This window comes from Pseudomonas sp. GW456-E7, from assembly GCF_059424105.1.
Genome location: NZ_JBWKZB010000018.1, coordinates 102,204 through 114,117, shown reverse-complemented (window position 1 = coordinate 114,117; position 11,914 = coordinate 102,204). Strand labels below are relative to the sequence as shown.

11 protein-coding genes are annotated in these 11,914 nt (G+C 59.5%); 4 read left to right on the top strand and 7 right to left on the bottom strand.

Annotated features, from left to right (window positions below; genetic code table 11):
* The 5 genes from AC07YV_RS14115 to kynU form a co-directional block, all read right to left on the bottom strand.
* Positions 1-861: Ig-like domain-containing protein (locus AC07YV_RS14115; RefSeq protein ID WP_494990311.1), on the bottom strand; the 861-nt coding region annotated here is incomplete at its 3' end.
* A 602-nt stretch (positions 862-1,463) separates the two neighbouring features.
* Positions 1,464-1,895, bottom strand: coding sequence for a YMGG-like glycine zipper-containing protein (locus AC07YV_RS14110; RefSeq protein ID WP_102699921.1), 432 nt, complete (start codon positions 1,893-1,895; stop codon positions 1,464-1,466).
* A 122-nt stretch (positions 1,896-2,017) separates the two neighbouring features.
* Positions 2,018-3,427 carry an amino acid permease gene (locus AC07YV_RS14105; protein WP_102699920.1) on the bottom strand — a complete coding sequence of 470 codons (1,410 nt, stop codon included), beginning with the start codon at positions 3,425-3,427 and terminating at the stop codon, positions 2,018-2,020.
* Between the two features lie 85 nt (positions 3,428-3,512).
* Positions 3,513-4,826, bottom strand: coding sequence for an OprD family porin (locus tag AC07YV_RS14100; protein WP_102699919.1), 1,314 nt, complete (start codon positions 4,824-4,826; stop codon positions 3,513-3,515).
* A gap of 102 nt (positions 4,827-4,928) precedes the next feature.
* Positions 4,929-6,179, bottom strand: coding sequence for a kynureninase (gene kynU, locus AC07YV_RS14095; RefSeq protein ID WP_102699918.1), 1,251 nt, complete (start codon positions 6,177-6,179; stop codon positions 4,929-4,931).
* A 210-nt stretch (positions 6,180-6,389) separates the two neighbouring features.
* Between kynU and AC07YV_RS14090 the strand changes: the two genes are divergently transcribed.
* The gene (locus AC07YV_RS14090; RefSeq protein ID WP_007971266.1) at positions 6,390-6,863 is read left to right on the top strand and encodes an Lrp/AsnC family transcriptional regulator; all 474 of its coding nucleotides are present in this window, start codon (positions 6,390-6,392) and stop codon (positions 6,861-6,863) included.
* A gap of 14 nt (positions 6,864-6,877) precedes the next feature.
* Here AC07YV_RS14090 and AC07YV_RS14085 read toward each other — a convergent pair whose 3' ends face one another.
* Complete coding sequence (locus AC07YV_RS14085; RefSeq protein ID WP_102699928.1) at positions 6,878-7,891, bottom strand: AraC family transcriptional regulator; 1,014 nt, start codon at positions 7,889-7,891, stop codon at positions 6,878-6,880.
* 374 nt (positions 7,892-8,265) lie between these two features.
* Between AC07YV_RS14085 and antA the strand changes: the two genes are divergently transcribed.
* The 3 genes from antA to antC are packed head-to-tail and all read left to right on the top strand — an operon-like array spanning position 8,266 to position 11,188.
* Positions 8,266-9,657, top strand: a complete 1,392-nt coding sequence (gene antA / locus AC07YV_RS14080) for an anthranilate 1,2-dioxygenase large subunit (RefSeq protein ID WP_102699917.1) — start codon at positions 8,266-8,268, stop codon at positions 9,655-9,657.
* Positions 9,657-10,148 (top strand): anthranilate 1,2-dioxygenase small subunit, encoded by a 492-nt coding sequence (gene antB / locus AC07YV_RS14075; RefSeq protein WP_102699916.1) that lies wholly within the window; start codon positions 9,657-9,659, stop codon positions 10,146-10,148. The genes antA and antB overlap by 1 nt, the downstream gene beginning before the upstream one ends.
* Positions 10,149-10,165: 17 nt before the next feature.
* Positions 10,166-11,188, top strand: a complete 1,023-nt coding sequence (gene antC / locus AC07YV_RS14070) for an anthranilate 1,2-dioxygenase electron transfer component AntC (protein ID WP_102699915.1) — start codon at positions 10,166-10,168, stop codon at positions 11,186-11,188.
* 54 nt (positions 11,189-11,242) lie between these two features.
* Here antC and kynB read toward each other — a convergent pair whose 3' ends face one another.
* Positions 11,243-11,887: an arylformamidase gene (kynB, locus tag AC07YV_RS14065; protein ID WP_102699914.1), complete on the bottom strand. Its 645-nt coding sequence runs from the start codon at positions 11,885-11,887 to the stop codon at positions 11,243-11,245.
* Positions 11,888-11,914: the final 27 nt, after the last annotated feature.

Sequence of the window (11,914 nt, the reverse complement as noted above, 5' to 3'; positions counted from 1 at the left end):
GCCCGAGGCATCCACCACCACGCTGCCAGTGCTGCCATCCGGGAACGTCACGTTCACGGTCGCGCCTGGCTCGCCGCGCCCGCTGACAGTAACACCGCCGTCAGGCTTGCCTATGATCGCCGGCGTCGGCGCTTCCGGGGCTGTGGTATCTTCATACTCCACCACGATATCTGGAGATTGGTTGCCATGACTGTCGGTGATATTAATTACCAGATCACCCTCCGGCTGAACCACGCTCACCGGGCTGTCGATGCTGTAGTTGCCCGAAGCATCCACCACCACGCTGCCGGTGCTGCCATCCGGGAACGTCACGTTCACGGTCGCGCCTGGCTCACCGCGACCGCTGACGGTAATGCCGCCATCAGGCTGTCCGGCGATGACCGGAGCCGGAAGCTCGGGAGCCGTGGTATCGACCACCAACTCAACCGGTTGTGACTCCTCACTGGTGTTTCCTGCTGGATCTTTAATGACCACTGTCAGGCTGTGGTCACCATCGACCAAAGGAGGGTTTGGAGTGAAACTCCATTTACCATCATCTCCAATGACAACCTCACCAATCACCACACCGTTATCGAGAATCTGCACGGTGTCGCCCGGACGACCGCTACCGCTTAAGATGGGTTGATTGTTGCTGCCGGAGGCATCACTGACATTGACAGCACCCGGAGTGGCCGGGGTGACGGGGGGCTGTGGCAATGGCGAGACTGGAATATGAGCACCACCACCACCACCACCACCATCCTTGGCATAGGCAGTGGCGTCATGGGAAATGGAGTCCGGTACCAAAACGATGGAGGCCGAGAGGACGCCACCGATCGCCAGCGCCAATAAACCTTTCTTGAAAAGCAGGTAAGTGTTCATCGTGCATTCTCCTGGTGATTTACCGCGAGCAGTGCCAACGCGATCCGCGTTGTAATCCGGGAGCGGCATGGGAGTAAGCTTTATTGTTTATCCTGAAATCTTGGTGTGGGAATTTTTCCCACTCGATGAAAGCTAGCCCTTTCTGGCTCCGGGTCAACCCGCGCAGGAGAAAGCCGACCGACGGTGAGACACGTCAGCACCCGGCATCAATGGATAACGCTGTGTGAAAGCAATCGAATCACCGGCAGAACGCCAATGGCTCATGGACGAGTGGCCGAGTGGCCTCTAACCCGGGTGATCACCGAGACGTCAAGGCGGCTCGGGCATGACCTGAAAGCCCCCCCATAGGGGTAATGCTGTTCACTTAAGAGATAGAGCGAACAATAAGCAACCTGTGGCGAGGGAGCTTGCTCCCGCTGGACTGCGCAGCAGTCCCCTGCTCTTTAGGGAAAGGAGGGGCCGCTTCGCGCCCCAGCGGGACGGTGCGGCGATCCGACAAGCTCCCTCGCCACAGATGCAGTATTACCCCCATAAGGGGAGCGCCATGCCCGCTCCCCTTTTTGAAACACAGCATTCCAAATGCTCTGTCTCGGCACCCGCGATCAGTCGTGATGTTTGTGTTTATGTTTGTTCTTGTGTTTATTCTTGTGCTTGTAGCCGGAATCGTGGTGGTCGTCGTCATCGGCCAGATTGTTGCCGATCGCCCCCCCTGCTGCACCGCCCAGACCCGCGCCGATCAGGCCACCGGTGGAACCACCGACACTGTTGCCGATGACCTGGCCACCCGCTGCACCGAGACCTCCGCCAATAGCGGACTCGGTCTTCTTGCCACTCTTGGCGGTCATTGCGCCCCCGGCCGCGCCACCGACGCCGGCTCCGATTGCAGCGCCAGTGCTACCTCCCACAGCCTGACCGACCACGCTGCCAAGGGCGCCGCCGACACCGCCACCGATAGCCGTGTTGGTGGCTTCGCCGGCGAGGGCGTACTGCGATACAAGCAGACTTAATGCAACAACAGTGAATGACTTACGCATCAGACGGACCTTTAGGAACACACAAAAGGAGAAAGTCTGTTGGTACGAAACAGCCAGGTCAACAGATATTCGGCCGTGCACTGCAAACAAGGGAGCCCCGCAACAGCGGGACTCCCTTCGGTCTAGCCCCTGGGCTGCGGATTCAGCACCGTAACGGCCTTGGTTTTCCTGAAAAAAATGCCGTAGACAACCGAAAGCACCAGCAAGAACGGCACACCGAACACCAGGGTCATCTTGAAGGCCTCAGTGAAGTAGGTCGTGATCATCACAGCGCCCATCAGGACCAACCCCAACAATGTGCTGTAGGGAAACAGACGCATGCGGAACGACAATTTACGGTTGCCATTGCGTTCATGAAAACGACGGAAACAGTAGTGAGTGAGGAAGATCATGAACCAGGTAAAGATCGCGCCGAACATCGAGATCGCCATCATCAGGGTGAACGAACTTTCCGGGTACAGGATGTTGAGCAAGGTCGCCAGGGCGATCCCCGAACTTGAAAGCAACAGCGCGTTCAACGGGATGCCGGTCTTGCTCAACACCCCCATGGATTTTGGTGCGTAGCCGGCTCGAGACAGGCTGAACATCATGCGCGTGGTGATGTACAACTGGCTGTTCATCGCCGACAACGCCGCGATCAGGATCACGAAATTCATCACACCGGTGGCGCCGGGAATCCCGATGGCCTGCATGACCGTGACGAACGGACTCTGGGCATGGCCAGCCTGGACCCAAGGCACGATCGCCAGCATCAATGCCAGGGTCAACAGGTAGAACACCACCAGGCGCACGATAGTCCCGCGAAAGGCTTTCTTCACCGCTTGCTCCGGATCCTTCGCCTCACCGGCCGCCACTGCGATCATCTCCACACTCAGGTAGCTGAAGATCGACACAATCACCGCAATCCACATCCCTTGCAGGCCATTGGGGAAGAAACCGCCGTGAGCGGTGTAATTGTGCACGCCGTATTCCGGATTGCCGGAACCGAACACCACATACACCGCCAGGATAATGAAGCCGACAATCGCGCCGATCTTGATGGTCGAGAACCAGTACTCGAAGGTACCGAAGGTCTTCACGCTGATGGCATTGAGCACGATCAACACGCTGGAGAACGAGACGATCCAGATCCATTCCGGCACGTTGGCAAACCAGTACTTCATGTACATCGCCACCGCCGTCACTTCCGTACCGACCGCGAGCACGATCGCCGCCCAATAGGCATAGCGCACCAGGAACCCGGCCAACGGGCTGACATAAAATTCGGCATAGGCGCCGAACGAACCCGAGGTCGAATGGGCCACGGTCATTTCCGCCAGACAGCCCATCAGCAGCAAGGTGATGATTGCGCCAATGGCATAGCTCAACAGCACGCTCGGCCCGGCATAACCAATGGCATAGGCGCTGCCCATGAACAGCCCGGTGCCGATTGCACCCCCAATGGCGATCATGCTCATCTGCCCCGACGTCAGTTGACGCCGCAGGCCATGTTCACGGTTGGATATCGTTTCGAAACCGCAGTTATCGGTCATTTCTATGTCCTCTGGATTTTGTCTTTCTTGAAGAGCACGTCGTGGGTTAAACGGTGGGGATCAGCCACGCACAGCAGGACACGGATCAGAAAATACTCAGTGGATATTCGACGATCACCCGGACTTCGTTGTTGTCCGTGGTGTCGGCGCGGGCGACTTGCGCGGTGGAGCGCACACTGGCCTGGCGCACGCGTATTGATAGGTCCCTGGCCTTGCCCGACTGCACGACATAGCGCGCCTCGAGGTCGCGTTCCCAGCGCTTGCCGTCATCGCCGTAACGTCCATAGGCGCCATTGGGTCCGCCGTCGTAATGGCTGTCATCGATGTGGTCGCCACTGACGTAACGCGACATGAAGCTCAGCCCCGGCACGCCGAAAGGCGCCATGTCCAGGTCATAGCGCAGTTGCCAGGAGCGTTCGTTGGGGGCGTTGAAGTCGAGGACCTGAATCGAGTTGGCGAGAAAAATCGACGTGCCCGGTTGCTGGTCGAAACCCAGGTAATCGAACGGTTCTTCGCCATCGACCCGCTGGTACGCCAGGGTCACCCGATGAGCTCCGAACCTGTACGCGGTGGCAAACGACCAGGTGGTGTTGTCGATCCTTCCGGCCAGGCTGTCGCCGTTATCGTTGGTGCGGTAGAGATTGAAATCCAGGTTCAGCGACTGGTCTGGCGTCAGCACATAGGAGTAATTGACGTTGCCGTAGTACTGCCGCCAGATGTCGGTGAACTGAGAACCGTACAGGCTGACACTCAACTGATCGCTCAGCGCATAGCTGCCACCCAGGTAATCGACGCTGCGGGTTTCCACCCCGGCATACAGCGCTTTAAGGGCGCCATCGGCATTGGTCGAATTATTGTCGTTGCCGGCAGTGAAGTGGCCAATGTCCAGTCGTAATGCCTTGAGCTCATTGCTGGTCAGCTGGAAGCCGGTGGCACTGCTGGTGAACAGTCGCGCATTGCCGGTGCCGAACACCGGATTGAGCGGTGTCAGGTTGCCGTACTTGAGCTCGGTCTGCGAAATCCGCGCCTTCAGCGCACCACCGGCTTCGGAGTACTCATCCTCGGGACGGCCATCGGAATCGACCGGCAACAACCCTGTGCCCGTGCGCCCCTTGCCACTGTCGAGCTTGATGCCCAACTGCGCGTAGGCGTCGACCCCGAAACCCACCGTTCCCTGGGTGTAGCCGGAGCGGTAGTCGAGCATGATCCCGTGGGCCCACTCGTCCCGATAGTTCTGACCGCCGGGGTTGTTGAGGTTGTTGCGGTAGAAATAGAAGTTGCGGTTGGTCAGGGTCAGGCTGCTGTCTTCGACAAATCCGTTGTCAGAGGCGGCACAGGCCATTTGGCCAAGGCAACTGGAGATGGCGAGCGGCAAGGCAGGCCAGAGGGACAGTTTCATTCTGCGTGCTCCTTATTATTGTGATTGCAGAACTGGTTATTGCCGGCGACCGAACGCCCGCTGCGGGAAAATGCCCGCAGCTGGACAAGGACGCCGCAAGGTTCAAGTCACGCTGTGGCGAACCTGGTATCGCGCTTGCGACCAGGTGTTCCGGTCGAGGATCTCGCCGAGGATCTGCACCGCATCCCAGACTTCGGTGAAGGTTGTGTACAACGGGGTGAAACCGAACCGCATGATGCGCGGTTCGCGATAGTCACCAATCACGCCACGGTCGATCAGGGCCTGGATCACCGCATAACCTTCGGGGTGTTCGAAGCTGACATGACTGCCGCGTCTGGCGTGTTCGCGCGGCGTGATCAACTTCAGTTCGTGAGCCGCGCAACGCTGCTCGACCAGTTCGATGAACAGGTCCGTCAGGGCCAGGGATTTGCGGCGCAGGCTGGCCATGTCCGTTTGGGCGAACACGTCCAGGCCGCACTCGACCATCGCCAATGAGGTGATCGGTTGAGTGCCGCACAGGTAACGCGCGATGCCGCTGCTCGGCTCGTAATGCGACTCCATGGCGAATTGCCGCGAGTGCCCGAACCAGCCGGACAAGGGTTGCGGCACCAGATCGCACAATGACGGCGAAACCCAGACAAAGGCCTGCGATCCCGGCCCGCCATTGAGGTACTTGTAGGTGCAGCCGATGGCGTAGTCGGCACCCGCCTGGTGCAGATCGACCGGTACTGCGCCTGCGGAATGCGCCAGGTCCCAGATGGCCAGCGCGCCACATTCGTGGGTCAGCGCGGTCAGGGCCTGCATGTCATGCATGTAGCCGGTCTTGTAATTGACGTGGGTGAGCATGACCACCGCCGTGTCCTGGTCAATGGCTTGCGGCAAGGCTTCAGGACTGTCGACCAGGCGCAGGGTGTAACCCTGTTGCAGCATCTGCGCCAGGCCTTCGGCGATGTACAGGTCGGTGGGGAAATTGCTCGATTCGCTGACGATCACTCGCCGCTGGGGTGACCTTGTGGCCTGTACGCGCAAGGCAGCGCTCAGCACTTTGAACAGGTTGATCGAGGTGGTATCGGTCACCACGACTTCACCCGCCCCCGCGCCGATCAAACCCGCCAGGCGGTCGCCCAGACGCTCGGACAGCTCGCGCCAGCCAGCGCTGTTCCAGCTGCGGATCAAGCCATTGCCCCATTCCTCGGCGACCACCGCTTGTGCCCGCGCCAATGCCGCGACCGGCCGCGCACCGAGGGAATTGCCATCGAGGTAGATAATCCCTTCGGGGAGCGCAAATTGCTGGCGCAGGGGCGCCAGAGCGTCCTGGGCATCAAGCGCCAGGCAACTGTTTCTTGTCGTCATCGAGTGTCCTGTTTTTTTGTCATGGGACGCCATCCGGGCGGGTTGCATCAGCCGGATCAGGCGCCCTGGTTCAAGGCGATCAACTTGCCTTTGGGTAGAGAGATAATGAACGAACCTTTGGAGAATTTTCGTGCAAAGTAACCAGCCATGTAGTAGTTATTTCGCAGATAATTCGAATCCAATACCCATAAACGCGGATTTATTCAAACCATGAATCTTGACTCGACAGACCTGCGAATCCTGCATCAGTTGCAACAGGATGGCCGAATCAGCAATCAGGAGCTGGCGGAGAAAGTCGCCTTGTCACCGTCGGCCTGCCTGCGCCGGTTGCGCCTGCTGGAAAGCGAAGGAATCATCACCGGCTATCGCGCGGTACTGAATGCCGAACGGTTGGGCATCGAGCTGGAAGCCATCGTCCATGTGTCGTTGCGACAGGACGTCGAGGACTGGCACGAGACCTTCATCAAGAAGGTCCAGCAGTGGCCGGAGGTGGTCACCGCCTATGTCATTACCGGGGCGAGCAACTATGTGTTGCGGGTCCAGGCCCGCAACCTCAAACACTTCTCGGATTTCATCGTCAATCACCTCAACCGCACCGCCGGCGTCACCGACATACGTTCGGAGATCGTCCTGCAGAAAATCAAGGAGCGCGAGCAGTTGCTCGATCTGGTGGTACGCAAGTAAGACCGCGGCGTCCTTCAGAGCCCGTGCAGGCGCCGGGCCTCCTTGCGCTGCAACGTCATGCTCGGGGTTTCGTCGAACAGCTTGCGGTATTCGGTGGAAAAACGGCCCAGGTGCATGAACCCCCAGCCCATGGCTATCCCGGAAATGTTGCGTGACGAGCCGTGCTCGAGAATCTCCTGGCGTACGGCATTCAGGCGATACTTTTTCAGGTAGGCCATTGGCGACAAGGCGAAGTACTTCCTGAACGCGTCGAACAACTTGAAGCGTGAAACACCGGCAGCGGCTTCGATGTCCTCCAGGTGCAACGCTTCGCGGGCGTTGTCGTGGATGTACTGTCGAGCCCTGACCAGGTAGTGCGGCAATTTCACGCCCAACGCGTCCCGCAGCTCCTGCGAATAGTTGTTGGGCTGGGCGAGGATCAAGCCCTTGATCAGCGAGCTTTCAATGTCCCGGGTGAAGGCCACCTGCTCGAAGAGTTCACTGCTTCGCTCCAGCTCGTCGATGAAATAACGCGCCATGCGCCACCACGACGCCGACGCCCCATCGATCGCATCCATCATCGGTTCGAAGCGCAGCGGCGCATCCAGCGGCCGTTGCAGCATCCCTTCCAGAGCCTCGCTCATCGCCACTCGGGTAATCACCACCTGGACCTTGCGACAGTCACCGGAAATCGCCAGCAGTTGGTGTTCATTGGGGGAAATGATGACCCCTTGATCGCGGTCTGACCTGACCACGCTGCCCGCCTTGCTCAGCTCCTGTTCGCCCGACAACGGCAGGCTCAGGCTATAGCTGCTGAAGTGCTCGGCGTCTTCGATATCGATGGTGACGTCGGTGCCGTATTCGATGGTGCCCAAGGTGGTGGCCATCGATTTGAACATGTTGGCGTTGTGATGAAAGCGGATCCGTTCGGGGGTCGCGCTCACGAGTCGATGGGGTCCGCAAATACCGGACATCCAGCTTCTGGCAGCCTCCAGGTCATCGCTGTCGACACGAATGTCGCGAAACTGCGGATCCACTTTGCTACTCATCATGGTGCACTCACGGAGTCTGGTTCTGCGCGCTCTGGTGGCGCTTGTCAGGCGGGATGGGAGCAACTTCCACGCCATAAAACGTCGACACCGAATTAACGGATAGTGAATGGCAACTAAGCGGACAAGACATGGCTGGCGAAGCCGCAAAAGCCCTCGATCCGCACTCGACGTCGTGCAAAACAGTATCTGATTGGCGCCATCAGGTGCAGCCGTTTATCACCTGGTGGCGGATTTGTGTCATCGCTGCCCAACCGACTGTTACCTGCTCCCCAATTTTACGGACTGCCTTCGCCAACTTATCGGATAGACCATCACCCGCCCCGCTTCTCTAATGAGCGCACCGATTAGCCGAATAAAAAAAGGTGCACACCATGAGTGGCGAAAGAAACGTCGAGCAATGGAAAACGTTTATCGAAAGCTGCCTGGACTTCCGTCCCGCAGAAGGCGTGTTCCGCATCGCCCGGGAGATTTTCACCGAACCGCAGCTGTTCGATCTGGAGATGGAACTGATCTTCGAGAAGAACTGGATCTACGCCTGCCACGAAAGCGAACTGGCCAACAACCACGACTTCGTAACAGTGCGCGCCGGTCGCCAGCCGATGATCATTACCCGCGACGGTGAGGGTCGGCTCAATGCACTGATCAATGCCTGCCAGCATCGCGGCACGACGCTGACCCGCGTGGGCAAGGGCAATCAATCGACCTTCACCTGCCCGTTCCATGCCTGGTGCTACAAAAGCGATGGCCGCCTGGTCAAGGTCAAGGCACCGGGCGAGTACCCGGAAGGCTTCGACAAAGCCACACGCGGTCTGAAAAAAGCCCGCATCCAGAGCTACAAGGGTTTCGTCTTCATCAGCCTGGATGTGCACGCCGACAACAGTCTGGAAGACTTCCTCGGCGATGCCAAAGTGTTCTTCGACATGATGGTCGCCCAGTCGCCAACCGGTGAGCTGGAAGTACTGCCCGGCAAGTCGGCCTACACCTACGACGGCAACTGGAAGCTGCAAAACGAAAACGGCCTCGACGGTTATCACGTCAGCACCGTCCACTACAACTACGTCGCCACGGTGCAACATCGCCAGCAGGTCAACAGCGAAAACGGCAACGCCGCCAGCAACACCCTCGACTACAGCAAGCTCGGCGCCGGCGATGCCAATACCGATGATGGCTGGTTCGCGTTCAACAACGGTCACAGCCTGCTGTTCAGCGACATGCCCAACCCTTCGGTACGCTCCGGCTACGCGACGATCATGCCGCGGCTGATCGAAGAACATGGCCAGCAAAAAGCCGAGTGGATGATGCATCGCCTGCGCAACCTGAACATCTACCCGAGCCTGTTTTTCCTCGATCAGATCAGCTCGCAATTGCGCATCATCCGTCCGGTGGCGTGGAACAAGACCGAAATCATCAGCCAGTGCCTGGGGGTCAAGAACGAGTCGGACGCCGACCGCGAAAACCGCATTCGCCAGTTCGAGGATTTCTTCAACGTCTCGGGTTTGGGCACGCCGGATGACCTGGTGGAATTCCGGGAAGCCCAGCGTGGCTTCCAGGCGCGCCTGGAACGCTGGAGCGATATCTCCCGCGGCAGTCACCGCTGGGCCAGCGGCGCCACGCCCAACAGCGAAGCGATCGGCATTGCCCCGGCCATGACCGGCACCGAATTCACCCATGAAGGGCTTTACGTCAACCAGCACAGCAACTGGCAGAAATTCCTGCTCGACGGCCTGGACGCCAAATCCCTGAAACTCCGTGAGGTGCAATGATGAATGCGCAACTGCAGTACCGGATCGAACAGTTTTTCTATCGCAAATCCGAACTGTGCGACGCCCAGGACTGGGATGCCTATGTCCAGCTGTTCGCCGAGCAAAGCGAGTTCCACTTGCCGCAATGGGACTCCGAACACGTCTACACCCGCGACCCCAAACGCGAAATGTCGCTGATCTATTACCCCAACCGTTCAGGCCTGGAAGACCGCGTGTTCCGCCTGCGCACGGGCAAGTCCGCGTCCTCGACGCCGATGCCGCGCACCCTGCATCAGATCAGCAACGTGCGGATCGCCCCCCTGGAAAACGACGAGCTGCAAGTGCAGCTGAACTGGCACACCCTGTATTACCGCCTGGCCACGACCGAACAGTTTTTCGGCCGCGCGACCTACCGCCTCAAGCCCCACGCCGATAGCTGGCTGATCGTTCGCAAGCATGTGTTGCTGCTCAACGACACCATCAATTCGGTACTCGACTTCTATCACCTCTGAACCCAGGGAGACCGGGCATGAACCATAAAGTCGCGTTCAGCTTTGCCGACGGCAAAACGCTGTTCTTCCCTGTGCAGGCCAATGAAATCCTGCTCGACGCCGCCCTGCGCAATGGCATCAACATCCCCCTGGACTGCCGCGAAGGCGTCTGCGGAACCTGCCAGGGGCGCTGCGAGTCGGGCGATTACAGCCAGGACTATGTGGATGAGGAAGCCCTCTCCAGCCAGGACCTGCAACAACGCAAAATGCTCACCTGCCAGACCCGGGTCAAATCCGACGCAACGTTCTATTTCGACTTCGCTTCCAGCCTGTGCAACGCCGCCGGCCCCGATCAGCTCACGGCAACGGTCACCGAGCTCAAACAGGTGTCGGCCAGCACGGCGATCCTGCATCTGGATCTGGGCGATGTGGGCCAGTCGCTGGATTACCTGCCCGGGCAGTACGCCCGGCTGCAGATTCCGGGGACCGAGAACAAGCGATCCTACTCCTTCGCCAACCGGCCGGGCGTCAGCAATCGGCTGCAGTTCCTGATTCGCCTGCTGCCCGATGGCGTGATGAGCAACTACATCCGCGAACGCTGTCAGGTGGGTGACCCCATCGTTCTGGAGGCTCCGCTGGGGGCTTTCTATCTACGGCACGTCGCCCGGCCATTGATCCTGGTGGCTGGCGGCACCGGACTTTCCGCCTTGCTGGGCATGCTCGACGAACTGGCCGAGCGCGGCTGCGAGCAACCCGTGCATCTGTACTACGGCGTGCGCGATGCGGCCGACCTGTGCGAACAGGCGCGCATCCAGGCGTATGCGCAACACCTCCCGGGGCTGCGATACACCGAGGTGGTCAGCGAACCGTCGCCGCACTGGACCGGCAAGCGCGGCTACATTGCCGAACACTTCGACGTCGCCGAACTGCGCGACAGCCCGGTCGACATGTACGTCTGCGGGCCGCCGCCGATGGTTGAATCGATCAAGACCTGGCTGCAGGCACAAGCACTGGACAGCGTGCAGTTGTACTACGAAAAATTCACCGAGAGTAACGCCTGACACCCGCTACCGGAACCGGTGCCCGGTTCCGGATTGCCGATTGGGTCACTCGTATTAATGAGTACCCAACGGTCGCAAAATAGCCCGGACCGGGCTGGCGTCGAGGTTGGCAAAACGTAGCGGCAACGCGATCAACTCGTAATCCCCTTCGGGCACGTCATCGAGCACGACCCCCTCAAGAATGGCCATGCCGTGACGGGCCACGGCACGGTGCGAATCCATCGTCTTGGATTGCTGCGGGTCCAGTGACGGCGTATCGATGCCGATCAACCTCACACCCAGGCTGGCCAACAAATCGACGGCTTCCCTGGCAACGGCCGTGAACGCCGGGTCCCAGGCAGCCAGCGGTGCCTGGCGATAGGTCCGCAGCAGCACACGCTCAGGCACATCGTGCAAACGCCCTTCCAGTTGCCCGGGCTGCACCAGGTCACCGCTGTCCAGACAATGCAAAACGCGGCAAGGCCCGATATACAGATCCAACGCGACCTCGCCAATCGCCGCGCCGTCAGCGCTGTAATGCAGCGGCGCATCGACGTGGGCACCGGTGTGCGGTGACAGGGTGATGCGTCCGACATTCACCGGGCACTCGGGACCGTAGGTCCAGACCCGCTCCTCCAGAAAAGGCGTGTCCCCCGGCCAGGTCGGTGTTTTGCTACTCAAGGGTGGACTGATGTCCCACAGGGTTGTGTTTTTTGTCATCGCAAATGCTCAGCGTTTTTTACCGAG

Coding starts and splice junctions, on each gene's coding strand:
- AC07YV_RS14100 (WP_102699919.1), bottom strand. CDS start 4,826: ATGAAACTGTCCCTCTGGCCTGCCTTGCCGCTCGCCATCTCCAGTTGC.
- antB (WP_102699916.1), top strand. CDS start 9,657: ATGAATGCGCAACTGCAGTACCGGATCGAACAGTTTTTCTATCGCAAA.
- kynB (WP_102699914.1), bottom strand. CDS start 11,887: ATGACAAAAAACACAACCCTGTGGGACATCAGTCCACCCTTGAGTAGC.
- antC (WP_102699915.1), top strand. CDS start 10,166: ATGAACCATAAAGTCGCGTTCAGCTTTGCCGACGGCAAAACGCTGTTC.
- AC07YV_RS14105 (WP_102699920.1), bottom strand. CDS start 3,427: ATGACCGATAACTGCGGTTTCGAAACGATATCCAACCGTGAACATGGC.
- AC07YV_RS14090 (WP_007971266.1), top strand. CDS start 6,390: ATGAATCTTGACTCGACAGACCTGCGAATCCTGCATCAGTTGCAACAG.
- AC07YV_RS14085 (WP_102699928.1), bottom strand. CDS start 7,891: ATGAGTAGCAAAGTGGATCCGCAGTTTCGCGACATTCGTGTCGACAGC.
- kynU (WP_102699918.1), bottom strand. CDS start 6,179: ATGACGACAAGAAACAGTTGCCTGGCGCTTGATGCCCAGGACGCTCTG.
- antA (WP_102699917.1), top strand. CDS start 8,266: ATGAGTGGCGAAAGAAACGTCGAGCAATGGAAAACGTTTATCGAAAGC.
- AC07YV_RS14110 (WP_102699921.1), bottom strand. CDS start 1,895: ATGCGTAAGTCATTCACTGTTGTTGCATTAAGTCTGCTTGTATCGCAG.